The following is a 25374-nucleotide window of genomic DNA, read 5'->3' as shown; positions in this document are numbered from 1 at the left end:
ACCCTGAACGTCATCGGCGGTTTCGTCGTGACCGACCGCATGCTGGGCATGTTCAAGGCGAAGAAGCCTGCTGCGGGCGAAGCGAAGCGCAGCGACGAATCTGTGAAGGCGGGCCACTGAGCCATGGACAATCTGGTCAATATCCTCTACATCGTCGCGTTCGCGCTGTTCATCTACGGTCTGATGGGCCTGACCGGTCCCAAGACCGCGGTGCGCGGCAACCAGATCGCCGCGACCGGCATGGTCATCGCGGTCGTCGCGACGCTCATCTCCATCCGGCACACCAATAACTGGATCATCATCGTCGCGGGCCTGGTGGTCGGCGTGGGGTTGGGCGTTCCGCCCGCCCGCTTCACCAAGATGACCGCCATGCCGCAGCTGGTCGCCGCGTTCAACGGCGTCGGCGGTGGCACGGTGGCGCTCATCGCCTGGGCCGAATTCCTCGACACCAAGGGCTTTTCCGCGGTGCACGAGCAGCCCACCGTGCACATCGTGATCGCCTCGCTGTTCGCGGCCATCATCGGCTCGGTCTCGTTCTGGGGCTCGGTGATCGCCTTCGGCAAGCTGCAGGAGATCCTGCCCGGCAAGCCGATCGGCGTGGGCAAGCTGCAGCAGCCGCTGAACCTGCTGCTGCTGGCGGGCTCGATCGCCGCGGCCGTGGTGATCGGCATCGGCGCGACCGACACCGGCGTGCCGCAGTACTGGATGATCGCGGTGCTGGTGCTGGCCGGCATTCTCGGCCTGATGGTGGTGCTGCCCATCGGTGGCGCCGACATGCCGGTCGTCATCTCGCTGCTCAACGCGCTGACCGGTCTGTCCGCGGCCGCCGCGGGTCTGGCTTTGGACAACACCGCCATGATCGTGGCCGGCATGATCGTCGGCGCGTCCGGCACCATCCTGACCAACCTGATGGCCAAGGCCATGAACCGGTCCATCCCCGCCATCGTCGCGGGCGGATTCGGTGGTGGTTCAACGGCTCCCGGCGCATCGGGCAGTGGCGAGCAGAAGCAGGCCAAGGCCACCTCCGCCGCGGACGCCGCGATCCAGATGGCCTACGCCAACCAGGTCATCGTGGTCCCGGGTTACGGCATGGCCGTGGCCCAGGCCCAGCACGCGGTCAAGGAGATGGCGGCCCTGCTCGAGGCCAAGGGCGTCGAGGTCAAGTACGCCATCCACCCGGTCGCCGGTCGCATGCCCGGCCACATGAACGTGCTGCTGGCCGAGGCCGAGGTCTCCTACGACGCCATGAAGGAAATGGACGACATCAACGGCGAGTTCGCCCGCACCGATGTCGCCCTGGTCATCGGCGCCAACGACGTCACCAACCCGGCCGCCCGCGAGGACGCCTCGTCCCCGATCTACGGCATGCCGGTCCTCAACGTCGACCAGGCCAAGAGCGTGATCGTGCTCAAGCGGTCGATGAACTCCGGCTTCGCCGGCATCGACAACCCGCTGTTCTACGCCGACCACACCTCCATGCTCTTCGGCGACGCCAAGAAGTCCGTCGGCGCGGTCACCGAGGAACTGAAGGCGCTGTAGCGGTTTCGTGAAGTACCCCGTTCTTGACCTCCAGGTCCAGAACGGGGTACTTTTGCATTCATGGGCCGACCACGGAACTTCGACGAAGACGCCGTGGTGGAACGTGCAATGGAGACGTTCTGGACCCATGGCTATGCGAACACCTCTCCCGCCCAGCTCGCGGAAGCCTGCGGAGTCGGAAAAGGCAGTCTGTACAACACCTTCGGAAGCAAGCGGGAGTTGTTCGACCAGTGCATGGCGCTCTACGACCGGACCGGGGTGGAACTGGCCCGGGAGGTCTTGTCACAGCCGGGGACGACCCGCGAACGACTGCGCGCCTGGATGCGGTGGACCGTCGACAATGATCTGGCGCAGCCGGTCCGCCGGGGGTGCCTGGTGGTGAATACCGCCATGGAGCTCGGCGGGCATGATGCCGAGGCGACCAAGGCGGTGACGGCCGCGCACACACACCTGGTCGAGGCGTTCACCGAGCGCATCGAGCAGGGGCAGCGCGACGGCGATGTCCCAACGCAACTCGACGTCCTGGCCTACAGCGAGTTCTTGATGAATACCATTGGCGGCCTTCGCATCATGGCCAAGATCGCGGACGCGGAGACGCTGTACCGCATTATCGACACCGCACTGACCACTCTCTGAACGACTCACGGGCCGCATCCGGCGGCCCTTTCCTCTACCCCAGTTTTTGACCTACAGTTCAAGAAAGGTACGAATCATGGATCTCGGACTGAACGGCAAGACCGCCCTCGTCACCGGCGCCAGCCGGGGCATCGGACTGGCCGTCGCCGAAGCGCTGGCCGATGAGGGCGTGCGCGTCGTGGGCGTGGCCCGCAACGTCACCCCGGAGCTCGAAAAGGTCGCGGCAGCAGCGGTTTCCGCCGATCTGAGCACCACCGAGGGCGCGCTGGCCGCGGTCGAGGCGGCGCTGTCCGAGCTCGGCGGCATCGACATCCTGGTCAACAATGTGGGCGGCGGCGACGCCGACCAGCTGACCCTGGGCGGGTTCCTGGACGCCCCGGAAGAGCAGTGGCGAAAGCTGTTCGACCTCAACCTGTTCGGCGTCGTGACCACCACCCGCGCGGCATTGCCGAGCATAATCGAGCGGCGCGGCGCGATCGTGACCGTATCCTCGATCAACGCGCGGATTCCGGCGGCCGGCCCGGCGGGCTACAGCGAGGCCAAGGCCGCGCTCACCAACTTCGGCAAGCGGCTCAGCGAGGAGTTCGGCCCGCAGGGCGTCCGCGTCAACACGGTGTCGCCCGGGCCGGTCGGCACCGACATCTGGCGCGGCCCCGACCACCTCGGCGCGAAACTGGCCGCGGCCAACGGCATGGACCACGAGCAGTTCCTGAACGCCATTCCGGCGCAGTTCAATATCGCCTCCGGCCGCATCGCCGAAGCGAAGGAGGTGGCGGCGCTGGTGACCTTCCTGGCCTCCGAGCAGGCCGCCATCATCACCGGCGCGGACTATGTGATCGACGGCGGCATCATCAAGACGGTCTGACACACGGGTACGACAACGGCCCGCGTTCCCGAAAAGAACGCGGGCCGTTGATATTCGATCGACTACAGGTAGAGGCCGGTGCCGTGCTCGGGGTGTGAGTTGGCGACGGCGTGCAGATCGCGTTCGCGCAGCACGTAATACGCCTGCGCCTGGATCTCCACCTCGAACTGATCGTCGGCGCTGAACAGCACCTGGTCGCCGACGCTCACCGCGCGGACATGGGAACCCACACCACAGACCTCGCCCCACGACAGGCGCTTGGCCACCTGCGCGGTGGCCGGGATGAGAATGCCGCCACTGCTGCGCCGCTCGCCCGCCTCGGGGTTGAGCTTGACCATGACGCGGTCGTGCAGCATTTGGATCTCTAGCTTGGCATCGGACACCGCGGCAGTGTACTGCGCGAGTACGAGCGGTTACGCCCCGGCGCCCGCGTCCGGCCCGGCGACCGACGCCGCGGTCTCGGGCGCGACGATGCGGCGGATGGCGTCCTTGATCCACGCGCGCTGCTCCTCCGGATCGGCGTCCACGCCGATGGTGAAGGCGTTGACCTGCGGGACGGCCAGCGGATAGTTGATCATCGACATGAGCAGCATCAGCACCTGACCGGACGGCATGTCCGCGCGCATCAGGCCCTTGCCCTGCGCCACCTCGACCTTCTCGCGCTTCTCCAGGTAACGGCCGCAGCGCAATTCGCCTGCCGAGGCGTGCTCCCGGCCCAGTTCCAGGGCCTCCCACTGCAGCAGGCGCAGCAATTCGGGATGCTCGCGGTGGTAGTCGATGTGCTGGTCGATCCAGGTGTCGAGGTCCTCGATATCGGTGGTCACCGAGCCGGCCACGGCCAGCATGGTCTTCTCCAGCACCTGATGGAAGAGCTTCTCCTTGTCGCCGAAGTAGGCGTAGATGAGCTGCTTGTTGGCCTTGGCATTGCGCGCGATGCGGTCCACCCGCGCCCCGGCGATCCCGTACTGCGCGAATTCCGCGGTCGCGGCCTCGAAGATGCGCGCCTTCGTGGCCTCGGGATCCCTGATGCCTGCCATGCCCTCGATGGTAACCAACCAACCGGTTGACAAGCCGGGGATCCCCGTGGAATATCTCTAACCAACCGGTTAGTTACAAGACTCGAGTTTCCGGCGCAACGGCGCGCCCGCCACCCCCATTCCCCCTTCACGCTCGGGAGAACGACGTGACCACCCTCGAAAACCGGCCTGCCGCAACGGCTCCCGTCGCGAGCGGCCCCCTCGAGTTCGCCGCCCGCTGGCGCGCGCTACCCGTCATCCTCAGTGCCATGTTCATGGCGATGTTCGACTGGTTCGTCGTCAATGTCGCCGCGTCCTCGCTGGAACACGACCTGCACGCCGGTGAATCGGCACTGGAACTCATCGTCGGCGGCTATGGCTTCGCCTACGCCTCGGGCCTGATCACCGGCGGCCGGCTCGGTGACCTGCACGGACACCGGCGGCTGTTCGTGATCGGCATGCTCGCCTTCACCTTCGCCTCACTGTTGTGCGGGCTCGCGCCCAATGCCTGGGCGCTGGTCGCCTTCCGCATTCTGCAGGGCGGCACCGCGGCGCTCATGGTGCCGCAGATGCTCGCACTCATCAACACGCTCTTCCCGCCGCACGAACGGCCCAGGGCCATGGCCGCTTTCGGCGCCACCATCGGCATCGGCGCGGTATCGGGTCAGGTGCTGGGCGGGGTGCTGCTCGACGCCGACCTGTTCGGGTGGGGCTGGCGCACCATCTTCTACATCAATGTGCCCATCGGGCTGATCGCCGCCGCGCTGGCCGCGCGCTGGCTGCCCCGGCACGAGCCGACCCACCGGCCGAAACTGGACCCGATCGGCGCGCTGGGCATCTCGGCCGCGCTGGCACTGCTGCTGGTCCCGATCACACTGGGGCGTCCCGAGGGCTGGCCGGTGTGGACCTGGGTCAGCATGCTCGCCTCGATCCCGGTGCTGCTGCTCACCCTGCGCTACGAGAACCGGCTGGCCACGCGCGGCGGCGAACCCGTCCTCGACACCGGCATGGTGCGTGAACGCGGGTTCAGCCTCGGACTGGTGATCGCGGGCGGATACCTGACCTTCTTCGCCGGATTCATGCTGTGCCTGACGCTCATGCTGCAGAACGGGCTCGGGCTCGCGCCGCTCACCGCAGGACTGGCCTTCGCGCCGCTGGGACTGTGCTTCGCGGGCAGCTCGTTCTTCCTCGCGCCGCGGGTCGCCGCCCGGATCGGTAATCGGGTCATGGTGGCGGGGACGCTCACCAGCCTCACCGGGCTGGCGCTGACCCTGGCCGTGCTGGCCGCCATGGGCCAGAACGTGACCGTGCTCGCGCTCATCCCCGGCATGATGATCGTCGGCACCGGCAATGGGCTGACCATTCCGTCGGTGGTCGGGGCCGTGCTGTCGTCGGGGATTCCGGCGCGGCAGGCCGGGATGGCGGCCGGGGTGCTGACCACCTCGCAGCAGTTCGGAAACGCCATCGGCGCAACGGTTCTCGGGGTGATCTTCTTCACCGCCCTGGGCGCGCACCACGGGACCGGCGGCTACGTGACCGCCATGGAGATGGCCGCGCTCGGCGGGGCCGCGGTGCTGGGTGTCGTGCTCACCGCCGCACTCGCCCTGCCGAAGGCCGCCGCCGCACACTGAGAACTCCCGATTGTCGTACGGGCTTCCGGACAAATCAGCCGGAAGCCCGTACGTTCCTGAGTGTGGACATCGATCTCGACACACTGCGCGGTCTGCTCCCGACGGGCATGGTGGTGACCGATCCGGACGTGCTGGCCGGATATCGGCAGGATCGGGCGCTGGATCCGGAGGCCGGGACCGCGCTCGCGCTGGTGCGGCCGCTGACCACCGAGCAGGTCGCGGCCACCGTGCGGTGGGCGGCCGAGCATCGGGTGCCGATCGTGCCGCGCGGGGCCGGGACCGGACTGTCCGGCGGGGCCACCGCACAGCCCGGGGCGCTGGTGCTGAGCACCGAGAAGATGCGGGAGATCAGCGTCGACACCGTGACGCGGACCGCGGTGGTGCAGCCGGGACTGCTGAACGCCGAGGTCAAGCGGGCCGTGGCCGAACACGGGCTGTGGTATCCGCCGGACCCGTCCTCCTTCGAGATCTGCTCCATCGGCGGGAACGCGGCCACCAATGCCGGCGGGCTGTGCTGCGTGAAGTACGGCGTCACAACCGATTACGTGCTCGGCATGGAGGTCGTCCTGGCCGACGGGACCGTGGTGCGGCTGGGCGGGCCGCGGCTCAAGGACTCGGCGGGGCTCTCGCTGACCAAACTCTTCGTGGGCAGCGAGGGGACGCTGGGGATCATCACCGAGCTGACCCTGCGGCTGCTGCCCGCGCAGCCGCCGCAGTCCACCGTGGTCGCCACCTTCCCCACGCTCACCGCGGCGACCGACGCGATCCTGGCCATCACCGGCCAATTGCGGCCCTCCATGCTGGAATTCATGGATTCGGTGGCCATCAATGCCGTCGAGGACGAGCTGCGCATGGGACTCGACCGGAACGCGGCGGGGCTGCTGGTGGCGCGGTCCGACGCCCCGGGCGAACACGCTGGGCACGAGGCGGACATCATGCTGGCCGCCTGCGAAAAGGCCGGGGCCACCGAGGCTTTCCGCACCGACGATCCGGACGAGGGCGAAGCCTTCTGCGCGGCACGGCGATTCGCCATCCCGGCCGTGGAACGCAAAGGGCCGCTACTGCTCGAGGACGTGGGCGTGCCGCTGCCGCGGCTCGGCGACCTGGTCACCGGCATCGCCGAGATCGCCGCGCACCGGCGGGTGCTCATCTCCGTCATCGCGCACGCGGGCGACGGCAACACCCATCCCCTGATCGTCCACGACCCCGCCGACCCGGAGGAGTCCGAGCGCGCGCACCTCGCGTTCGGCGAGATCATGGAGCTGGCCATCGGGCTGGGCGGCACCATCACCGGTGAGCACGGCGTCGGCCGGCTCAAGAAGGCCTGGCTACCGGATCAGCTCGGCCCCGATGTGATGGCGCTCACTCGCCGGATCAAGGACGCGCTGGATCCGCACGGGATACTCAATCCGGGCGCGGTCCTCTGACCGGCCCGCCGGAACAATCCGCATCGCAAGGGAGTTCACACCGGTCATGAGCACCAAGCTGGAGCACAATGCCGACGCGACCCGCTACGAGATCTACCTGGACGGCACTCTCGCGGGCTACGCCGACTACGCGGAGCGGGTGGACGGCGACACCAGGGTCCGCGACATCCAGCACACCCTCACCTTTCCCGAGTTCCGGGGCCGCGGCGTGGCCGCGCAGGTGGTGGAGTTCGCGCTGAACGACGCGCGCACGGACGGCTTCTCGATCATTCCCACCTGCTGGTACGTCGAGAAGTACATCGGGGAGCACCCCGAATACGCCGACCTGGTGGCCTAATTCGCGCGGTGGTGCCGACGCTGCCAGACCCGGAAATGCCGGTCGGCGCTGCCCACCATCGCCTCCCCCACCTTCGCGTCGTCGAACCCCGGTAGTGACTGCAGCTTGGCCAGGAACGCGGTGTCGGCGGCCGAGTAGGGCACCACGCACCCCTTACCGGTCGCCCCGATCAGCACGAAGAACACGTCCCCCGCGAACGGGCCGTCGGCCGCCGTAATGATCCGCACCTCTGCCAGTTCCGTCCACGCGACCTCTTCCACCCGTCCGTCGGCCAGTGTGCGCCGGACGAAGGTGTCGTTGATTTCGACTCCGGCCATGGCTCCATAGTGCCCCCGGCATCCCCACTCGAACAGCCCTCAAACCCGCGCTTTACCCGAGGAAGCCGCGAAGAGAAGTTCCGGCGAACCCTCTTGCCGCACATGGGCGGCGAGCCGAGTGCCAGAGCAATCCTTCAGCTACTGAACAGATTTCGCCGCGTCCGCGGCCCGCGCGTCACGCGGCGGTCGAATCCCGCTGATTCACAGGAGATTCCCGGCTAAGTGAAGAACTAACGTTTCAATACTCGGTTAGGGTCCGGAAGTCCCCTGGACACAGGGGTTTTCGACAACAACTGGGGAGAAACAGACCCGATGAAGAAGTCGGTCCTTGCTCGTTCGAGCGCCGGTATCGCCGGAGCCGCTGCCGTGGCCGGGCTCACCCTCGCGATGGCCCCCGCGGCCTCCGCGCAGCTCGCCATCACGACCTCCACGGCCTACTGCGCCGGCACCACCTACACCATCACCTTCCCCGCGGCCGATGCCGCGGCCATGGCCTCCCAGTACGGCGACAACAACTTCGTCCTGGAAGCCACCAACACCACCAGCAACGTCACCTGGTGGTCCGCCGCCGTGGCCTCCACCTCGGGCCAGGACGTGACCTTCCAGTGGACGCCGTCGCAATCGGTGCCCGCGTCCGCCACCGCGACGGGCTCCTGGAACCTGTTCGTCACCGAGGCCCATGTCGCAGCCACCGCCGAGGGCCCGCTGGCGGTCACCGTTGTGCAGACCGCGCCCTCCGGGACCAGCTGCACCCCGTCCACCGGAACCGGCAGCTCCAACTCCATCCCGCTGATCGGCGGCCTGCTCAGCAGCCTGTCCGCGCAGTAGTTCGCAGACGTCCGGCCCGGCACATCCGGGCCGAACGCAACGGAGGCGGCCCCGAGCCCAGCTCGGAGCCGCCTCCCGCGTATCCGCCCGATCGAAAAGCGATCAGCGCAGGATCTGACGCGACATGACGACGCGCTGGATCTGGTTGGTGCCCTCGTAGATCTGGGTGATCTTGGCGTCGCGCATCATGCGCTCCACCGGGAAGTCGGTGGTGTAGCCGGCGCCGCCAAAGAGCTGGACGGCGTTGGTGGTGACCTCCATGGCCACATCCGAGGCGAAGCACTTGGCGGCCGCGGAGATGAAGCCGAGGTTCTTCTCGCCACGCTCGGCGCGGGCGGCCGAGGTGTAGACCATGAGGCGGGCGGCCTCGATCTTCATGGCCATGTCGGCCAGCATGAACTGGGTGTTCTGGAAGTCGGCGATGGCCTTGCCGAACTGCTTGCGGTCCTTGGTGTAGGCGATCGCGGCGTCCAGGGCGCCCTGGGCGATACCGACGGCCTGCGCGCCGATGGTCGGGCGGGTGTGGTCCAGGGTCTGCAGGGCGGTCTTGAAACCGGTGCCGGGCTCGCCGACGATGCGGTCGCCGGGGACCTTGCAGTTCTCGAAGTACAGCTCGGCGGTCGGGGAACCCTTGATGCCCAGCTTGTGCTCCAGCGGGCCGACCACGAAGCCCTCGTCGTCCTTGTGGACCATGAACGAGGAGATGCCGTTGGCGCCCTTGTCGGCGTCGGTGACGGCCATGACGGTGTACCAGTCGGACCGGCCGCCGTTGGTGATCCAGCACTTGGAGCCGTTGATGATCCAGCCGTCGCCGTCGGCCTTGGCGCGGGTGCGCATGGAGGCGGCATCGGAGCCGGCCTCACGCTCGGACAGGGCGTAGGACGCCATCTTGCCCGCGACGATGTCGGACAACACCTTGTGCTTGAGCTCCTCGGAGCCGTTCAGGATCAGGCCCATGGTGCCCAGCTTGTTGACCGCCGGGATGAGCGAGGAGGAACCGCAGACGCGGGCGACCTCTTCGATCACGATGCAGGTGGCGACCGAGTCCGCACCCTGGCCGCCGTAGGCCTCCGGCACGTGCACGGCATTGAAGCCGGCCGCGTTGAGGGCGGTCAGCGCCTCCTCGGGGAAGCGGGCGTTGCCGTCCACGTCCTTCGCGTAGGGGGCGATCTCCTTCTCGGACAGGCCACGGATGGCCTCGCGCAACTCGTGGTGGAAGTCCTCGAGCTGGAACAAGTTGAAATCGGGGTTGCCCGCCATGGGGTTCGTCTCCTGGTCTTCGGGGGATCGCCGCTGGTTGCCCAGCATCGCCAACTTGTACGGCACTCAGTGCCAGTCGAAATCGAGTATACGCCGCGAAATCGCAGTTACGTGCGGGTACCTGCGCACTAATCTGTGGCACGCAGTGTCATTTGCGCCACTGTGGGCGTCTCACAGCGAATCGAGGCGACGGGCCAGCAGGTCCGCGACCTGCCGTGGCGAGAGATCACGGGGAAACACCGCCACCACCATCTCGTCCGAGGCCGGCGCGGGCCCGCGTCCCCCGCGCGGAATCGCCGCCAGCGCCGCCCGCAGATCCGCCGGGCTCGCCGCCGACTCACCCCGGACCATCCGCCGCAGCAGATAGTTGTGGGTAGCCGTCACCGCGGCCGTGAACTGCACCAACTCCAGATCCGCGGTCCCCTGCAATCGCCCGCGCAGATAGTCGGTGAACAACCGCTCGTACCGGAAGACCGTCACGATCTCCCGCTCCCGCAGTGTCGGCACCTGCCGCACCACCCGGTAGCGCCGGGCCGCGATCTCCCGCCACTGCGTGAACCGCTCGAACACCTCGACCACGGCCTCGCACACGGCATCCCACGGATCCCCCTGCGCCGCCTCCGACGGTGTGCTCTCCAAGAATGCCCGCGCCTGCGCCAGCTGCGACTCGTGATCGGCGAAGACCACGTCCTCCTTGGACCGGAACTGCCGGAAGAAGGTCCGCCGCGAAATCCCCGCCGCCTCCGCGATCTCGTCGACCGTCGTTGCCTCGTAACCCTTTTCGGCGAACAGCCGTAGCGCCTGATCCACCACGGTGAGACGGCGCTGGGTCGGATCCGCGTCGGCGCGCGGCCGTGCGGGCTGGTCGGTAGGCATCCGCCAACCGTAGCGACCCCGCCGCCCGCCCCGGCACCGCCTCGCGATGGCACGCCGTTCCACCGATCCGGCGCCACGGTCGCCGACGACGAGCACGCAGTGCGAAGAGGTCCCGGCGCATGTGCGCATCACGCCGAAACAGTTCGAGGCGGCGCTTGCCGCACCGCCTCGTCCCGTCGCCGAATCGCGGCGCTAGCCCAGGAGTTTGGTGCGCAGCGCCTCGTCCTTCTCGAGGACCATCTTTTCCAGGCCGGCCTGGAAAAGCTCCATGCGGGAACGCAATTCGGGGTCGGCGGTGGCGAGAATGCGGACCGCGAGCAGGCCGGCGTTGCGGGCGCCGCCGATGGAGACGGTGGCGACCGGGACGCCGGCCGGCATCTGGACGATCGACAGCAGGGAGTCCATGCCGTCCAGGTACTTCAGCGGCACCGGCACGCCGATGACCGGCAGCGGGGTGGCGGAGGCGACCATGCCGGGCAGGTGGGCCGCGCCGCCCGCGCCCGCGATGATCACCTTGACGCCGCGCTCGGCCGCGTTCTTGGCGTAGTCGAGCATGCGCTGCGGGGTGCGGTGCGCGGAGACCACGCCGACCTCGAAGCGAATGCCGAACTCGGCCAGGGCTTCCGCGGCCGCCTCCATGGTGGGCCAGTCGGAGTCCGACCCCATGATGAGGCCAACCTGTGCGGTGTCAGTCATGGTGCGGATCCCATCCGTCGGTCCAGATCGCGTGCGACATCCAGTGCGCCGCCCGCTCGGCTTTCTCCCGGGTCTCGGCCACGTCGTCGCCGAGGATGTTTATGTGGCCGATCTTGCGGTCGGGGCGTTCGCTCTTGCCGTAGAGGTGCACCTTGGCCTCGGGGATGCGGGCCGAAAGATGGTGCAGCCGTTCGTCCATGGACATCTCGGGGGCCTGCGGCGCGCCCAGGATATTGGCCATGACGGTGACCGGGGCCAGCGGCCTGGTGCTGCCCAGCGGGTAGTCCAGGACCGCACGCAGGTGCTGCTCGAACTGACCGGTGCAGGCGCCGTCCATGCCCCAGTGGCCGGAGTTGTGCGGCCGCATGGCCAGCTCGTTGACCAGCAGCTCGCCGGCGTGGGTCTCGAACAGCTCCACGGCCATGGCGCCGGTCACGCCGAGCTCGGCGGCCAGGCGCAGGGCGAGCGCCTCGGCCTCGGTGGCCCTGGCCTCGGTCAGGTCCTGCGCGGGCGCGATGACCACCGCGCACTGGCCGTTGCGCTGCACGGTCTCCACCACCGGCCAGGCGGCGGCCTGCCCGAACGGGGAGCGCGCCACCATGGCCGACAGCTCCCGCTTCAGGTCCACCTTGGCCTCGGCCATCAGCGAGACCCCGTGGGCCAGCTGGTCTTCGATGATCGGGGCGGCCTCGGCGGCGTCGGCGGGCATCCACACGCCGCGGCCGTCGTAGCCGCCGCGCACCGCCTTGAGCACGAACGGCCAGCCGTGCTCGTCGGCGAAGGCCACCGCGTCGGCGACCGAGGTCACCTCGGTGTAGGCCGGGATCGGCACGCCCAGCTCGGCCAGCTTGCGCCGCATCCGGAGCTTGTCCTGGGCGTAGATCAGCGCCTGCGGCGGCGGCTGCACGTTCACACCCTCGGCGATGAGCGCCTCCAGGTGCGCGGTCGGCACGTGCTCGTGGTCGAAGGTCAGCGCGTAGGAGCCGACGGCGGCCTTGCGCAGCGCGGCCAGATCGTCGTGGCTGCCGAGGACCACGTCCGGCGTCACCTGGGCGGCCGGGTCGTCGGGGCGCTCGGCGAGCACGCGCAGCCGCTGGCCCAGCGCGATGGCCGCCTGATGGGTCATGCGCGCGAGCTGGCCACCGCCGATCATGGTGACGGTGGGCATCGCGGAGGAATCGAAGGAACGGGCGCTCACGCTGCACCATGTTGTCATGACACCCACCGGCTACCGACCCTCGGGTCGCATGACAGGTATCTGCCCCCATTTGTACCGGCCGGACAGCGTGTGGACCAGAGACGTAGACTCGCTCCGTGTCATTTGTCGACAAAGTGGTCAACCGCCTGCCCACCCCCCTGCGGGCCCTCGCGGACCGCCATTACGAACTACTCAAGTTCGCGATAGTCGGTGCGACCACGTTCGTCATCGACCTGGGCATTTTCTACGTCCTCAAATGGACGATCATGGACACCAAGCCGACCGTGGCCCGCATCATGTCGGGCACGATCGCGGTCATCGTGTCCTACATCCTCAACCGGGAATGGACCTTCGACAAGCGCGGTGGGCGCGAGAAGCACCACGAAGCGCTGCTGTTCTTCCTGGTCAGCGGAATCGGCGTCGGACTCGCCGCGCTGCCGCTGTGGGTGTCGAGCTACGTGTTCGACCTCCGGCAGCCCAATGTGAGTTTCACCGTCGAGAACATCGCCGACTTCTTCAGCGCCTTCATCATCGGCAACCTGCTGCAAATGGCATTCCGATTCTGGGCCATGAAGCGGTGGGTGTTCCCCGACGAAATGCAGGAACTGCAAACCGAATTCGAGGACCTCGTCAACGAGGCCGAAGATCTCGTCACCGAGAACGAGGAACAGCTGGGTCACAGCTGAGGGTGACGGTCAGGCGGACGCCGCCCGCCGGACTTTCCCCGATGGTCGCGGTACCGCCGTGTAAGCGGGATTGCTGTGCGACCAGGGCCAGACCCAGGCCGCTGCCCGGCGTCGTGCTCGCCCGGTAGAACCGTTCGAAGACGCGCTCCCGATCCGGTGCCGGGATCCCGCGACCGTCGTCGTCGACGGTGAGGACGACGTGATCGTCGTCGCGCCGCGCCGCGATCTCGATGCGCCGCGCCCCGCCGTGCCGGACGGCATTGGTCACCGCATTGTCGACGATCGAACGCAGCCCCGCGGCCAGCCCGCGCAGCACGATGGGCTCCACCGCCTCGGTGTCGATGAGCACGCCGGGATTCGAGCGCCGGGCGTCGTCCACCACCTGATCGATGAGCTGTCCGAGCTCCAGATCCTCCCGATCGGATTCGGTGGCCAGATCGCCCACCGCCAGCCGTTCCAGGGCCTGCAGGGTGGCCTCGACCGAACTCTGCGCACTCAGGACCTCGTCGAGGATCTCCGCGCGCTCGGCATCCGACAGCGGCATGGACCGCAGCACCTGCAGGTCGGTGCGCATGGCCGTCAGGGGCGTGCGCAGCTCGTGCGCGGCGGTGGCGGCGAAATCGCGTGCCGTGACCAGTGCTTCGCCGGTGTGCCGACGCTCGGTCGCGATGCGCCCCAGCATGGTGTTCATGGCCTCGGCCAATTCCGTCGTCTCGCTGGCCACCGGATGACGCGGGGTCTGCAGGGCCAGCCCCTCGCCCAGCCCGGCCGTCGCCGCGGTCAGCCGCCGCAGCGGGACCACCGCCCGATGCGCGAAGTACCAGCCCAGCACCGCCGCCAGCAGCACCGCGGCCAGTCCGATGAGCACGATCCGGATCCGCTGCTGCGCAGCCGAATCCGAGGCCACGCCGGTCGGCACGGTCACCGCCACCGGATGGCCGTCGAGCGCCACCGTGCGCGAGTACTCCGGCTCCGGACTGCCCGGCTCACCGCGCACGATGAGCACCCCGGGTTTCGTGACGGCGGGCAGGCCCGGCTCGGGAGCAACCGTGCCGCCGGGCACGGGGAGACTCGGCAGCACGGGTTCCGGCAGCGACCGGCCGGGCAGCTGGGCGGGGGCGAGCGCGATCGCGCTGACCACCCGGCCGACCTGATTCGCCGCGTCGTTCGGCGCGAACGCGAACAGCACCACCGACATGGCGGCGACCACCACCGCGGCCGTCGCGGCGCTCGCCAGCGCGACCCGGGCGCGCAGCGACACCGGCCGTCGCGGCAGCCTGGTCACGGCTCGGTCCGCAGCACGAAGCCGACGCCGCGCACGGTGTGCACGAGCCGCGGGGATCCGGCGGCCTCGATCTTGCGGCGGAGGTAGGAGACGAACACATCGACCACCTTGGTCTGGGTTTCGAAGTCGTAGCCCCAGACCCGGTCGAGGAGCTGGGCGCGGGAGAAGACCTGCCCCGGCGCCGCGGCCAGCGCGGCGAGCAGATCGAATTCGCGTTTGGTGAGGTCGAGGGGCGTGCCGTCGACCCATGCGCGCCGCGCGCCGGGTGCGATGGTCAGCGGGCCGACGGTGATGTGATCGTCGGTGACGTGGGCCGGGGCGGGCGCGCGCCGCAGCATGGCGCGCAGCCGGGCCACCAGCTCGCCCAGGTCGAAGGGCTTGGTGAGGTAGTCGTCGGCCCCGGCCTCCAGGGCGTCGATGCGATCGGTGACCTCGGCGCGGGCGCTGAGCACGCAGATCGGGATGTCGTTGCCCAGCGAGCGCAGTGCCGTGACGACCTGCACGCCATCCAGATTCGGCATGTTCAGGTCGAGCAGCATGGCCTGCGGGGCATACGCGGCGATCTGGCGGAGCGCGGCGGCCCCGTCTGCCGCGGTTTCGACGTCGAAACCCGACATCCGGAGCCCCCGCGCCACCGAGGACAGCACCCTGACATCGTCGTCCACAATCAGAATCCGGGGACCCGTCACACGATCAGACGATACTGACGCGAGCTGAGAGCGGAGCCTCAGCGACCCGGGTTCACCACGATGGTCTGCGACGGTTTGCCCGGCAGGACCGCCACGCCCGGATCGCCCGGCGGCACGGTCACCACGCCGGGCACCGGCAGGCCCGGCTGCAACGGGAGGGCCGGCACGGCGCCGGGGCCGGGCGGCACACCCGGCTCGGCCTGGCGCACAGTCACATTGCCGTCACGATCCTTGATGATCAGCACGCCCGGACCGGTGGGGGCGGCCGGGGCGGCGGGCTCGGCACTGCCCGTATCCGCCAGTCCCGCAATCGAATCCGGCGTCGCCGCCTGCGCCACCGCGGGCAGTACCAGCGCCCCGAGGGCGGCGGTCCCGAGGACCGCGGCGGTCATGGTGCGGCGGACGGTGAAGATCGGCATGGCGTCTCCTGTTCTCTCACCGGCGATGGTGCGCCGGCTCCGGTTGACGAATCCGAAGGTAGGAAGCGGATTCTCAGGACCGGCTAACGAACGGTTAGAGAACGGATAGAAGATCAGCGCGGCTCGGTGCCGACCGCGATCGGCCGCGACGCCACCCCCGAGGAGCCGAGGAACACGGCGAACAGGGCGGGGCGGCGGCGCTGGAGTTCCAGTCGCCCGCCGTCGGCTTCGATCAGCGCGCGGGCCAGGGCCAGCCCGACGCCGGTGGAGCCCGCCGCCGAGAAGCCGCGATCGAAGATGTGCGGCGCCAGCTCATCTCGCACGCCGTCGCCCTCGTCGGCGACCTCGACGACCACCAGCGGCTCGTGATCGTCCATGCGGCCGGTCACCGTGCGCACCGACACCGTGCAGGTGCCGCCGCCGTGCATGAGCGCATTGTCGACCAGCACCGCGAGCGCCTCGCGCAGGCGTGAACCCGTCACGGGCGCTTTGAGAGTCGGGTCGCCGAGCAGCACCAGCTTGCGCCCGGCCTCGGCGAAGGGATGCCGCCATTCCGCGACGACACTGCGCAATTCGGCCACCACCGGCAGCGGATCGCGCTCGGCCGCGCCCTCGTCGCGGGAGGCGCGCACCAGTTCGTCGATGGCGTCGGTGAGCCGATCCACCTGCGCCATGGCCTCTTCCGCCTCGTGCACCACCGCCGGGTCGGCGTGCGCGGACAGCTCGTCCAGGCGCAGGCGCACGGCGGTGAGCCGGCTGCGCAGCTGATGCGAGACATCGGCGACCAGGGCGTGCTCACGCTGCAGCCGGCCCGCGATTTCCACTGTGGCCGAATCCAGGACGTCGGACACCCGGTCCAGTTCGGTGATGCCGTGGCGACGCGGATCGGCGCGGAAGTCGCCCATGGCCAGCCGCGCCGCGCGGGCCGCCACGTCCCGCAGCGGGTCGGCCACCCGGCGCGCGGTCACCACCGCCACCGCGATGCCCGCGCCCAGCGAGATGAGCACCAGGCCCAGCACCGCGCCGAGCGCCTGCCGCTGCATGGAATGCATTGGGGCCGAAGGCACTTCCAGCCGCAGCGAGCCGTCGGTGCCCATCGACCAGGACTCCGAGAGCGGATCGCGCACCGTGTTCGCGCCGATGTCGACCTTCTTGTTGGGCTCGGTCGGCGTCGGATAGATGATGGTCAGCTTGCCGTTGGCGGGAATCAGCAGCCGCACCGCCTTGGTGTCCAGCTCGCCGTACAGCACGCCGTCGCGCTCCTGTCGCGTCACCTCCTCGGAGATGCCGTCGAGCCGGTTGCGCAGTTCGTTGCGGTTGATGTCCTCGACCCACTTCCAGGCCGTGAACGCCAGCGGCACACCGAGAACCAGAGTGGTGAGGGTCAAGGCGGCCACCATGGACAGCAGGATCCTGCGTCTCATCGTCGAGATGCCTCGCTTCGCCGGGTTTTCGGGGTTCGGACGCGCGCGGAACAGCACAACAGTAAGGATTTCGAACTGAGCGGCTAGTCGGTATTGAACCGGAAGCCTACGCCGCGGACGGTCACGATACGCCGCTCGGCCACCGGCCCCTCGTCGCCGATCTTGCGGCGCAGCCACGACATGTGCATGTCCAGGGTCTTGGAGCCGCGCAGATCGGCGTCACCCCACACCTCGCGCAGGATCATCTCGCGCGAGACCACCTGCCCGGCCCGGTCGATGAGCACCTTCAGCAGCTCGTACTCCTTGTTCGCCAGGTTCACCTCGATGCCGTTCACCAGCACCCGCCGCGCGGCCGGCTCCAGCCGGATGCCGCCCACCTCCACGGCCTCGTCCCCGATTCCGCTGCGGCGCAACAACGCCCGCACCCGGGCCAGCAGCTCGGCCAGCCGGAACGGCTTGCCCACATAGTCGTCCGCGCCGGCGTCCAGGCCGACCACGAAGTCCACCTCGTCGGTGCGCGCGGTGAGCATGAGCACGGCCAGCTCGGCGCCGCGCGCCCGCACCTGACGGCACACCTCGAGCCCGTCCATACCGGGCAGGCCGAGATCCAGGATCAGCAGGTCGTGACCACCCTCCAGGGCCCGTTCGAGCACGGCGGGACCGTAGCTCTCCACGGTCACCGAATAGCCTTCACGGCCCAGCGCCCGCGACAGCGGGGCGGCGATGGCCTCGTCGTCTTCGGCCAGCAGTACTGCGGTCACGGCACCAGACTACGGGTACGCCCCGGCGGATCCGTAGAAGCCGCCACCGTTCGGATTGTTCTGCACCACATCGAAGACCTGGTGATAGAGCAGCGCGTGCACCTGCTGCACATGCGGAATGTCGTCGTACTCCAGCGGATCCTCCGACGACGAACCGATGATCAGCGTGCCGGTACCCAGCATGCGATCGAACAACCCATGGCGGAACTGCACATTCGAGATCCGGTTCATCGGAATGTCGATGCCGGTGTGGGTGAGCACGCCCTGCCGGATCAGCACCCGCCGATCGGTCACGATGAAATGCGTCGACTTCCACCGGATCAGCGGAGCGAGGCTGCGCCACACCACGATCCCCAGCCACAGCGCCAGAATGGCGAGCAGCAAACCGGTCTGGAGGGTGCCGCCGGTATTGCGCGCCGTCACCCCCGCGGCGAATCCGGCCAACGCGGTGATCAGGATGAAAGTCACAGCAGGCCAGAACAACATCTTCCAGTGCGGATGGCGGTGCAGCAGCAGCACCTCTTCGGGCGCCAATGCCTCCTCCGGATAACCCATACCGAAACCCTATCGCGGCCGGATGCCGGAAGGCCGCACGGCGACCTGCGGGCCGGGGAACAATCGTCCGGTTGCCGGTACCATCAGCAGGCACGAGTTGCCTCTTCCTAGTTGTACCGCGCAAGACCTTCAGGGTTTTCCCGAGCAGGACCATCCGGCTTCGCCGGTGATCGTCGACAGCAGGCTCTACCCGGTTGTGACACAGGAGGCGAGTGTGACCCGAGAGTTGACGCAGTTCCAGATACTTCGCGAGCTCGAACCGGTCGCCGAGGCGAATCTGAATCGGCATCTGTCGATGGCCAAGGAATGGCACCCGCACGATTACGTGCCGTGGGAGCAGGGCCGCAATTTCGCCGCCATGGGTGGCGAGGACTGGGATCCCGCGCAGTCGCGGCTGACCGAGGTCGCCAAGATCGCGATGATCACCAATCTGCTCACCGAGGACAATCTGCCCTCGTACCACCGCGAGATCGCCGAGAACTTCTCCCAGGACGGCGCCTGGGGCACCTGGGTGGGCCGATGGACCGCCGAGGAGAACCGGCACGGCATCGTCATGCGGGACTACCTGGTGGTCACCCGTGGCGTGGATCCGGTGGCGCTGGAACAGGCGCGCTTGATCCACATGACCAATGGCGTGCGATCGCCCGGTGATTGGGGCGGCTTCCTGCAGAATGTCGCGTACGTGACCTTCCAGGAGCTGGCCACCCGGGTGAGTCACCGTAATACCGGCCGGGTCTGCAACGACCCCGTCGCGGACCGCATGCTGCAGCGCATCGCCGCCGACGAGAACCTGCACATGATCTTCTACCGCACCCTGTGCGCGGCCGGCCTGGACCTGGCGCCCGACCAGGCGGTCGCGGCCATCACCAAGGTGCTCACCCATTTCGTGATGCCCGGCCACGGTATGCCGAACTTCCGCCGCAACGGGGTCATGATGGCCAAGCACGGCATCTACGACCTGCGCCAGCACCTGGAGGAAGTGGTCGGTCCGGTGCTGAACAATTGGAATATCTTCGAGCGCAACGACTTCGGGCCGCGCGGCGAGAAAGCGCGCGAGGAGCTGGCCGCCTATCTGGACAAACTGGGCCAGGACGTCGTCAAGTTCGAGGAACAGCGCGACCGCATGCTCGCCCGGGAGGCCGCCCGCGGCGAATTGCAAAGGGTCTGACACCGGGGGGACGTTGTGTGCGATTGAAATAAATTCGGTTCGCTAAGGTGTCCCCCAGTGTGACGAGAGGAAATCCGTTGGGGGATGGCTACCTGGGCCGATACCGCCTCGACGAACTGCTCGGCAGCGGCGGGTCGGCGGAGGTGTGGCGTGCACACGACACCGTGGCGGATCGCACCGTCGCGCTCAAAATGCTGGCACCCGTCCTGACCGCCGATCCCGAATACCGGCGGCGCTTCGAGCGGGAGGCCCGGGCCGCCGCACTGCTGCACGGACCGCACGTGGTGCCCGTGCACAGCTACGGCGAGCTCGAGGGCCGGCTGTACATCGATTCGGAATTCGTGGACGGCCTCGATATCGAGGCCCTGCTCGAATGGGAGGGCCCGATGGCCGCGGACGCGGCCGTCGACCTCATCTCCCAGGTCGCCTCCGCGCTCGACGACGCCCACGCCGCCGGGCTGATCCACCGGGACGTCAAGCCGCAGAACATCATCGTCGCCCCCGACGACGTCGCCTACCTCATCGACTTCGGCACCGCCCTGCAGGACGGCCAGAGCGCCATCACCCGGAGCGGCATGCTGGTCGGCACCCCCGCCTACATGGCGCCGGAGCGGTTCGAGGGCGCCGCCTCACCGAGCTCCGACATCTACTCCCTGGGCTGCGTCCTCTACGAATGCCTCACCGGGCAGCGGCCCTTCCGGGTGCGCAATCCGGCGCAGCTCATGCGCGCCCACCTCGACCTCGCGCCCAAGCCGCCGTCCACCCTCGACGAGACCGTTCCGGCCGCCCTCGACGCCGTCGTCCTGCGCGCCCTGGCCAAGAACGCCGGCGAACGGTATTCCACCGCAGGCGAATTCGCCGCCGCCGCCAAGGCCGCCCTCAGCGCGCCCGCCGTCCCGGCCGAGTCGGCTGCCGAGGCACAGGTGACCGTGGCCATCCCCAACCCGGCCGGCACCGACGCGCGCACCACCGCCCTCCCGCGCCCGGCGCCCGCCGCGGGAATCCCGGCCGGAATGGATGTGCGTACGGTCGCACTGTCGAAGGAACCCGATCTGGGTCTGCCCACTCGCCGCTGGACCCGGCGACGACTGCTCGCCGCCGCGGGCTTCGCGGGCGCCGCCACCGCCATCGGGATCGGCGCCGCGTTGTTCACGAGCCGGGCCGCGGAACCGCAGCCCGAGCAACGCGCCCGGACCTCGGCCGTACCGACCACGAAAATTCCTGTCCAGGAGGCGCTTCCACCGACCACCGAACCGACGACCGAGCCTCCCGAGGACCCCGCCGCCGAATCCGTCACACCGACGCCGGACGACACACTGGCCCCCGCCGAACCGCCGACCGTCGACGCCCCGGCCGGCCCGAGGCTGCCCGGGCTCGAGATCCCCGGCCCCGGTCTTCCCGCTCCCGGCTTCACCCTTCCGGGCTTCCCCGGGCCCGCCGGCGGCAACCGCCACGGCGGCCGCCCGCACGGACAGAACAGCCAATAGTCCGCGCGCCGAACCTGTTCGGGGACCGGCGCGAATCAGGTTGCGGGAAACGCGTTTCTGTCAGTACTCGGCGCGCAGGTGGGTGACATCGCCCGCCGAGACGGCGCGATCGCCGATCAGCAGCCTGCCGTATTCGTCGATGCCCGTGGCAATCCCGGTGAGAACCTCCCCGCCGGGCAGCTCCGCGCGGACCTGCGCGCCGAGGGTGGCACACCGTTCGCGATAGGCCGCGGACAGCTCGGTGATATCCCAGCCGGACGCCTCCCAGGCGGTGAAGCGGCGGGCGAACTCGCGCAGCATCGCCTGCACCAGCACCGTGCGATCGATCTCGGGAGCCCCGGCCAGCAGCAGGGACGTGGCGTGCGGGACAGGCAGTTCGGCCTCGGTGAGGGACACGTTCAGCCCGACCCCGACCACCACCGCCGGGTCCGCACCCGCGGCGGCGATCTCGGCCAGGATCCCGGCCAGCTTGCGGCCGTCGACCAGCACGTCATTGGGCCACTTGAGCACCGCCTTCACCCCGGCCACCGCGCGCACCGCGTCCACCACGGCCACGCCGGTGAGCAGCGGCAGCCAGCCCAGCACGGCGGGATCGATCCCGCGCGCCCGCACCAGCAGCGACATGGCGATCTGCGCCCGCGCGGGGCTCACCCACCGCCGGTCGTGGCGGCCGCGGCCGTGCTCCTGCGACTCGGCGATCAGCACCAGCCGATCGGCACTCGAATCCGCGGCCCGCGCAACCAGATCCGCATTGGTCGACCCGGTCGACTCGACCACCTCGACGGCCGAGAAGAAACCCAGCTCGGGCACCTCGGCAACACTCCGGCCCAGCACGTCAACATCCAGCGGCGACCTGTCCATGCACCGCACGCTACTCCCCCGCCCGCATCCACACGGCAACGACAAGGGGCGGGTCCGGATCGGACCCGCCCCTTCGCGCCCGGCGCGCTACCGCGGCGCGGACACCGCCTGCAACATGCTCGCGAGGGCCTCGAACAGGCCCGTGAGCACCTGCTCGGAAATGTCCCCGCGCGCAGGCTCGGCCGCGCCGGACTCGGCGTCGGCGGACACGAGTACCGGGGTACCCGCGCCCGCCACCGGGGTGCCCGGGACCGGCATCACCCGACCCGCACACGGCATCTCCGCGTACTCAGGGGCGGCGGCGTCCCCCGTCGATTCGCCGCCACCCCCGGTACGGCCGTCGCACGCGAGCGGGGCGGTGCGCCCGCCGCCGCTCGCGCCGTCGTCGTCCGAGGTTTCACTGAATTCCGGATCGGTCACTGTCGGCTCCGGATCACGGATCCGCCACGCGGTGAACGATGCCGCCGCTGCCCGATCTGCTTGGTGTTCACTCCAGCTCCACATAACCGCCTCCCCAGGTCGTCGGTTTCGGATGCGACTCCAGAGTGACCCACGACCGGGGCCGAGCACGACCGGTTTTTCGGGTGCGGACGGCATCAAGGCTGGTAGATAAGGACTTTCACGACGAAGATCGGTGTCCGGACCGGACAGCGGGACGGGTCCGGCGGCTCGGATTCAGGCGTCGACCGGTTCCAGGCCGAGGGCGCCCGCGGTGAATCGGCGCACGGTCACCAGGCCGTCCGCAAGCGCGGCGTCGTATCCCGCACGGGCCCAGCCGGTCACGGTCGCGGTGCCGTCGGCATTGGGCCGCACACCGATCTCGGCGACCATCTCCGCGGTGGTGGGGATGCACACCGCCCACGAGAAGTGGGTCTCCTCAGCCCATTCGGCGCTGCGCCGAGCCACATAGCCGGGCTCGGTGATGCCGGCGTCGGCCAGGGCGGGCCGGTCGTCGATGCGCTCGTCCGCACGCAGGGCCCGCAGATACCAACTGCCCGCATTGATCTCGATGGGCTCCATCAGTCCTCCGATCCCCGATCCAGTCGCCGCTGCCGCCGGCGCTCCCGGTGCTCCCGCCGCTGCCCCGGATTGCCGCCGCCGTACAGCACCGCGCCCGCCAGCGGGATCAACAGGAACATCCACCACTGGTGGGTCACGAAGAACAGGATCAGCGCGATGATCGGGACGACCGGCATCACTCGATCACGCCAGTGCGCACCGAACCGCGACTCCCGTTGCGCCGGAACGCTCTTCTCCGCCACCGGCTCCGGCAGATCGGTGAACACCCGCTCGAGGTCACCGCGCGTCAGGGCGGCGGCCACGACCCCACTGCGCTCGTCGAACTCCGCGACGCTGAGCCGCCCCGCCGCGAAATGATCGGACAGCCGCTTCATCGCGTCCTCACGCTCGGCGGTGCCAATACGGATCTCGGGTGGTTCAGCCATGCCATGACATTAGCGCGAGTGGCCGCCCACCTGCAGGTGAGCGGCCACTCGGCGACTTGCGTTGCGCTAATTCATGCGAATCGTGTTGCGCTACTTGATCTCGGCCAGGACGGTGCCCTGGGTGATGGCGGCGCCCGCCTCCACCGAGAGACCCGTGATGACACCGGCCTTGTGGGCGGTGACCGGGTTCTCCATCTTCATAGCCTCGAGCACGACCACCAGGTCGCCCGCCTCGACGGACTGACCCTCTTCGACCGCGACCTTGACGACGGTGCCCTGCATCGGGGCGGTCACGGCGTCACCGGAGGCGGCACCGGCGCCCGCGCCACCGCGCTTGCGCGGCTTCGGCTTCTTGCGCACCACACCCGCGCCATTGGCGGACGCGGCCGTGCCGACCGAGAACTGGCCCGGCAGCGACACCTCGAGGCGACGGCCGCCGACCTCGACGACCACCTTCTGGCGCGGAGCCTCGTCCTCGTCCTCGATGGGCTGGGCACCGGCGTAGGGCTCGATGTGGTTGTCCCACTCGTTCTCGATCCACTTGGTGTAGACGTCGAACTTGGTGCCGTCACCGACGAACGCCGGGTTCTCGACAATGTGGCGGTGGAACGGGATGACCGTGGCCAGGCCCTCGATCTGGTACTCGTCGAGCGCGCGGGCGGCACGCTGCAGCGCCTGCTCGCGGTTCTCGCCGGTGACGATCAGCTTGGCGAGCATGGAGTCGAACTGGCCGCCGATGACCGAGCCCTCGACCACACCGGAATCGACACGCACACCCGGGCCCGCGGGCTCGGAGTACACGACGACCGGACCGGGCGCGGGCAGGAAGCCGCGGCCGGCGTCCTCACCATTGATGCGGAACTCGAAGGAGTGGCCACGCGGGGTCGGGTCCTCGGTGATGGACAGCTCGTGGCCCTCGGCGATACGGAACTGCTGGCGCACCAAGTCGATACCCGCGGTCTCCTCGGTGACCGGGTGCTCGACCTGCAGGCGGGTGTTCACCTCGAGGAACGAGACGGTCTCGCCCTGCACCAGGTACTCCACGGTGCCGGCGCCGTAGTAACCGGCCTCGCGGCAGATCCGCTTGGCGGACTCGTGGATCTTGGAACGCACTTCGTCGGACAGGAACGGCGCGGGGGCCTCCTCGACGAGCTTCTGGAAGCGACGCTGCAGCGAGCAGTCACGGGTGCCGGCGACCACGACATTGCCGTGCTTGTCGGCGATGACCTGCGCCTCGACGTGGCGGGCCTTGTCCAGGTACTGCTCCACGAAGCACTCACCGCGACCGAAGGCGGCGATGGCCTCACGGGTGGCGGACTCGAACAGCTCGGGGATCTCCTCGATGGTGTGCGCGACCTTCATGCCGCGACCGCCACCACCGAAGGCGGCCTTGATGGCCACCGGAACGCCGAACTCCTTGGCGAACGCCACGACCTCGTCGGCGTTCTTGACCGGGTCCTTGGTGCCCGCGGCCATCGGCGCGTTGGCGCGCTCGGCGATGTGGCGGGCGGTGACCTTGTCACCCAGATCGCGGATCGACTGCGGCGAGGGGCCGATCCAGATCAGCCCGGCGTCGATCACGGCCTGCGCGAAATCGGCGTTCTCGGAGAGGAAGCCGTAGCCGGGGTGGATCGCGTCCGCGCCGGCCTTGGCGGCGGCGTCGAGGATCTTGTCGAACACCAGGTACGACTCGGCCGAGGTCTGGCCGCCCAGGGCGAAGGCCTCGTCGGCGAGCTTGACGAACGGCGCATCGGCGTCCGGTTCGGCGTATACGGCCACACTGGCGATACCGGCGTCCTTGGCGGCCCGGATCACGCGCACGGCGATCTCGCCTCGGTTGGCTACGAGGACCTTTGTGATCTGCGCGTTGGCATGGTTGGGCACTGAGCCTCCTGTGCTCTGGATACTTTCGTCTGTCGGCAGTGTAGGCATCGTGCCAACAATCACCGAACCGAGGATAGGGCTACC

29 protein-coding genes are annotated in these 25374 nt (G+C 69.0%); 11 read left to right on the top strand and 18 right to left on the bottom strand.

The genetic code is table 11. From position 1 onward, the window contains the following. The 4 genes from ACWEKS_RS03075 to ACWEKS_RS03060 form a co-directional block, all read left to right on the top strand. Positions 1-120, top strand: a 120-nt coding sequence (locus ACWEKS_RS03075) for a proton-translocating transhydrogenase family protein (RefSeq protein WP_452338533.1), incomplete at its 5' end; no start/stop codon positions are given. Positions 121-123: 3 nt separating this feature from the next. After that, the gene (locus tag ACWEKS_RS03070; RefSeq protein ID WP_452338526.1) at positions 124-1539 is read left to right on the top strand and encodes an NAD(P)(+) transhydrogenase (Re/Si-specific) subunit beta; all 1416 of its coding nucleotides are present in this window, start codon (positions 124-126) and stop codon (positions 1537-1539) included. A gap of 60 nt (positions 1540-1599) precedes the next feature. After that, on the top strand, positions 1600-2175 hold the full coding sequence (locus ACWEKS_RS03065; protein ID WP_452338525.1) for a TetR/AcrR family transcriptional regulator: 576 nt from the start codon (positions 1600-1602) through the stop codon (positions 2173-2175). Between the two features lie 76 nt (positions 2176-2251). After that, on the top strand, positions 2252-3040 hold the full coding sequence (locus ACWEKS_RS03060) for an oxidoreductase (RefSeq protein ID WP_452338524.1): 789 nt from the start codon (positions 2252-2254) through the stop codon (positions 3038-3040). Positions 3041-3102: 62 nt separating this feature from the next. Here ACWEKS_RS03060 and ACWEKS_RS03055 read toward each other — a convergent pair whose 3' ends face one another. Both ACWEKS_RS03055 and ACWEKS_RS03050 read right to left on the bottom strand, forming a co-directional pair. Further along, positions 3103-3423: a co-chaperone GroES gene (locus ACWEKS_RS03055; protein WP_328601883.1), complete on the bottom strand. Its 321-nt coding sequence runs from the start codon at positions 3421-3423 to the stop codon at positions 3103-3105. A gap of 30 nt (positions 3424-3453) precedes the next feature. Beyond that, the gene (locus tag ACWEKS_RS03050; RefSeq protein ID WP_452338523.1) at positions 3454-4077 is read right to left on the bottom strand and encodes a TetR family transcriptional regulator; all 624 of its coding nucleotides are present in this window, start codon (positions 4075-4077) and stop codon (positions 3454-3456) included. Positions 4078-4223: 146 nt separating this feature from the next. Between ACWEKS_RS03050 and ACWEKS_RS03045 the strand changes: the two genes are divergently transcribed. The 3 genes from ACWEKS_RS03045 (at position 4224) to ACWEKS_RS03035 (ending at position 7451) form a co-directional block, all read left to right on the top strand. Further along, positions 4224-5687: an MFS transporter gene (locus ACWEKS_RS03045; RefSeq protein ID WP_452338522.1), complete on the top strand. Its 1464-nt coding sequence runs from the start codon at positions 4224-4226 to the stop codon at positions 5685-5687. A gap of 107 nt (positions 5688-5794) precedes the next feature. Continuing rightward, positions 5795-7114, top strand: coding sequence for an FAD-binding oxidoreductase (locus ACWEKS_RS03040; RefSeq protein WP_452338532.1), 1320 nt, complete (start codon positions 5795-5797; stop codon positions 7112-7114). A gap of 46 nt (positions 7115-7160) precedes the next feature. After that, complete coding sequence (locus ACWEKS_RS03035) at positions 7161-7451, top strand: GNAT family N-acetyltransferase (RefSeq protein WP_354830093.1); 291 nt, start codon at positions 7161-7163, stop codon at positions 7449-7451. Here ACWEKS_RS03035 and ACWEKS_RS03030 read toward each other — a convergent pair. After that, the gene (locus tag ACWEKS_RS03030) at positions 7448-7768 is read right to left on the bottom strand and encodes a hypothetical protein (protein WP_354830095.1); all 321 of its coding nucleotides are present in this window, start codon (positions 7766-7768) and stop codon (positions 7448-7450) included. The genes ACWEKS_RS03035 and ACWEKS_RS03030 overlap by 4 nt on opposite strands. Positions 7769-8080: 312 nt before the next feature. Here ACWEKS_RS03030 and ACWEKS_RS03025 point away from each other — a divergent pair, with 312 nt between their 5' ends. Beyond that, positions 8081-8596, top strand: coding sequence for a hypothetical protein (locus ACWEKS_RS03025; protein ID WP_379382003.1), 516 nt, complete (start codon positions 8081-8083; stop codon positions 8594-8596). Between the two features lie 102 nt (positions 8597-8698). Here the strand turns inward: ACWEKS_RS03025 and ACWEKS_RS03020 are convergent, their stop codons facing one another. The 4 genes from ACWEKS_RS03020 to ACWEKS_RS03005 all read right to left on the bottom strand — a co-directional run bounded on the left by ACWEKS_RS03020 (position 8699) and on the right by ACWEKS_RS03005 (position 12644). Beyond that, positions 8699-9856, bottom strand: coding sequence for an acyl-CoA dehydrogenase (locus ACWEKS_RS03020; RefSeq protein WP_354831566.1), 1158 nt, complete (start codon positions 9854-9856; stop codon positions 8699-8701). A 171-nt stretch (positions 9857-10027) separates the two neighbouring features. Beyond that, positions 10028-10732, bottom strand: a complete 705-nt coding sequence (locus tag ACWEKS_RS03015) for a TetR family transcriptional regulator (RefSeq protein ID WP_452338521.1) — start codon at positions 10730-10732, stop codon at positions 10028-10030. Between the two features lie 192 nt (positions 10733-10924). Beyond that, the gene (gene purE, locus ACWEKS_RS03010) at positions 10925-11428 is read right to left on the bottom strand and encodes a 5-(carboxyamino)imidazole ribonucleotide mutase (RefSeq protein WP_452338520.1); all 504 of its coding nucleotides are present in this window, start codon (positions 11426-11428) and stop codon (positions 10925-10927) included. Continuing rightward, positions 11421-12644 carry a 5-(carboxyamino)imidazole ribonucleotide synthase gene (locus tag ACWEKS_RS03005; protein WP_452338519.1) on the bottom strand — a complete coding sequence of 408 codons (1224 nt, stop codon included), beginning with the start codon at positions 12642-12644 and terminating at the stop codon, positions 11421-11423. Before ACWEKS_RS03005 ends, purE begins: the two co-directional genes overlap by 8 nt. A gap of 98 nt (positions 12645-12742) precedes the next feature. Here ACWEKS_RS03005 and ACWEKS_RS03000 point away from each other — a divergent pair, with 98 nt between their 5' ends. After that, on the top strand, positions 12743-13312 hold the full coding sequence (locus ACWEKS_RS03000; RefSeq protein ID WP_364623406.1) for a GtrA family protein: 570 nt from the start codon (positions 12743-12745) through the stop codon (positions 13310-13312). On the opposite strand, the gene ACWEKS_RS02995 is transcribed toward ACWEKS_RS03000, so the two are convergent. From ACWEKS_RS02995 to ACWEKS_RS02970, 6 genes are all read right to left on the bottom strand, one after another. Beyond that, positions 13278-14597, bottom strand: coding sequence for an ATP-binding protein (locus ACWEKS_RS02995; protein ID WP_452338518.1), 1320 nt, complete (start codon positions 14595-14597; stop codon positions 13278-13280). The two genes, ACWEKS_RS03000 and ACWEKS_RS02995, sit on opposite strands and share 35 nt — an antisense overlap. Next, positions 14594-15286 carry a response regulator transcription factor gene (locus ACWEKS_RS02990; protein ID WP_364623412.1) on the bottom strand — a complete coding sequence of 231 codons (693 nt, stop codon included), beginning with the start codon at positions 15284-15286 and terminating at the stop codon, positions 14594-14596. Before ACWEKS_RS02990 ends, ACWEKS_RS02995 begins: the two co-directional genes overlap by 4 nt. Positions 15287-15324: 38 nt before the next feature. Beyond that, the gene (locus ACWEKS_RS02985) at positions 15325-15705 is read right to left on the bottom strand and encodes a hypothetical protein (protein WP_452338517.1); all 381 of its coding nucleotides are present in this window, start codon (positions 15703-15705) and stop codon (positions 15325-15327) included. Between the two features lie 113 nt (positions 15706-15818). Next, positions 15819-17129 carry a sensor histidine kinase gene (locus tag ACWEKS_RS02980; RefSeq protein WP_452338516.1) on the bottom strand — a complete coding sequence of 437 codons (1311 nt, stop codon included), beginning with the start codon at positions 17127-17129 and terminating at the stop codon, positions 15819-15821. An 83-nt stretch (positions 17130-17212) separates the two neighbouring features. Then, entirely contained in the window at positions 17213-17890 is a 678-nt protein-coding gene (locus ACWEKS_RS02975) for a response regulator transcription factor (RefSeq protein WP_354830111.1), read from the bottom strand. A 9-nt stretch (positions 17891-17899) separates the two neighbouring features. Continuing rightward, positions 17900-18445: a PH domain-containing protein gene (locus ACWEKS_RS02970; RefSeq protein ID WP_452338515.1), complete on the bottom strand. Its 546-nt coding sequence runs from the start codon at positions 18443-18445 to the stop codon at positions 17900-17902. 214 nt (positions 18446-18659) lie between these two features. Here ACWEKS_RS02970 and ACWEKS_RS02965 point away from each other — a divergent pair, with 214 nt between their 5' ends. Both ACWEKS_RS02965 and ACWEKS_RS02960 read left to right on the top strand, forming a co-directional pair. Continuing rightward, positions 18660-19613 (top strand): acyl-ACP desaturase, encoded by a 954-nt coding sequence (locus ACWEKS_RS02965; protein ID WP_452338514.1) that lies wholly within the window; start codon positions 18660-18662, stop codon positions 19611-19613. Positions 19614-19672: 59 nt separating this feature from the next. Further along, positions 19673-21100, top strand: a complete 1428-nt coding sequence (locus ACWEKS_RS02960) for a protein kinase domain-containing protein (RefSeq protein WP_452338513.1) — start codon at positions 19673-19675, stop codon at positions 21098-21100. A 60-nt stretch (positions 21101-21160) separates the two neighbouring features. On the opposite strand, the gene ACWEKS_RS02955 is transcribed toward ACWEKS_RS02960, so the two are convergent. The 5 genes from ACWEKS_RS02955 to ACWEKS_RS02935 form a co-directional block, all read right to left on the bottom strand. After that, the gene (locus ACWEKS_RS02955) at positions 21161-21961 is read right to left on the bottom strand and encodes a biotin--[acetyl-CoA-carboxylase] ligase (protein WP_452338512.1); all 801 of its coding nucleotides are present in this window, start codon (positions 21959-21961) and stop codon (positions 21161-21163) included. A gap of 87 nt (positions 21962-22048) precedes the next feature. Beyond that, positions 22049-22381: a hypothetical protein gene (locus ACWEKS_RS02950; RefSeq protein ID WP_452338511.1), complete on the bottom strand. Its 333-nt coding sequence runs from the start codon at positions 22379-22381 to the stop codon at positions 22049-22051. Positions 22382-22636: 255 nt separating this feature from the next. Continuing rightward, the gene (locus tag ACWEKS_RS02945; RefSeq protein ID WP_354830122.1) at positions 22637-22981 is read right to left on the bottom strand and encodes a hypothetical protein; all 345 of its coding nucleotides are present in this window, start codon (positions 22979-22981) and stop codon (positions 22637-22639) included. Then, a complete protein-coding gene (locus ACWEKS_RS02940; protein ID WP_354830123.1) occupies positions 22981-23406 on the bottom strand; it encodes a DUF1707 SHOCT-like domain-containing protein in 426 nt (141 codons plus the stop codon). Before ACWEKS_RS02940 ends, ACWEKS_RS02945 begins: the two co-directional genes overlap by 1 nt. 90 nt (positions 23407-23496) lie before the next feature. Then, positions 23497-25290: an acetyl/propionyl/methylcrotonyl-CoA carboxylase subunit alpha gene (locus ACWEKS_RS02935; protein WP_452338510.1), complete on the bottom strand. Its 1794-nt coding sequence runs from the start codon at positions 25288-25290 to the stop codon at positions 23497-23499. Positions 25291-25374 lie beyond the last annotated feature (84 nt).

Source organism: Nocardia sp. NPDC004711 (genome assembly GCF_053601595.1).
This window is presented reverse-complemented; position numbering and strand designations above follow the sequence as displayed.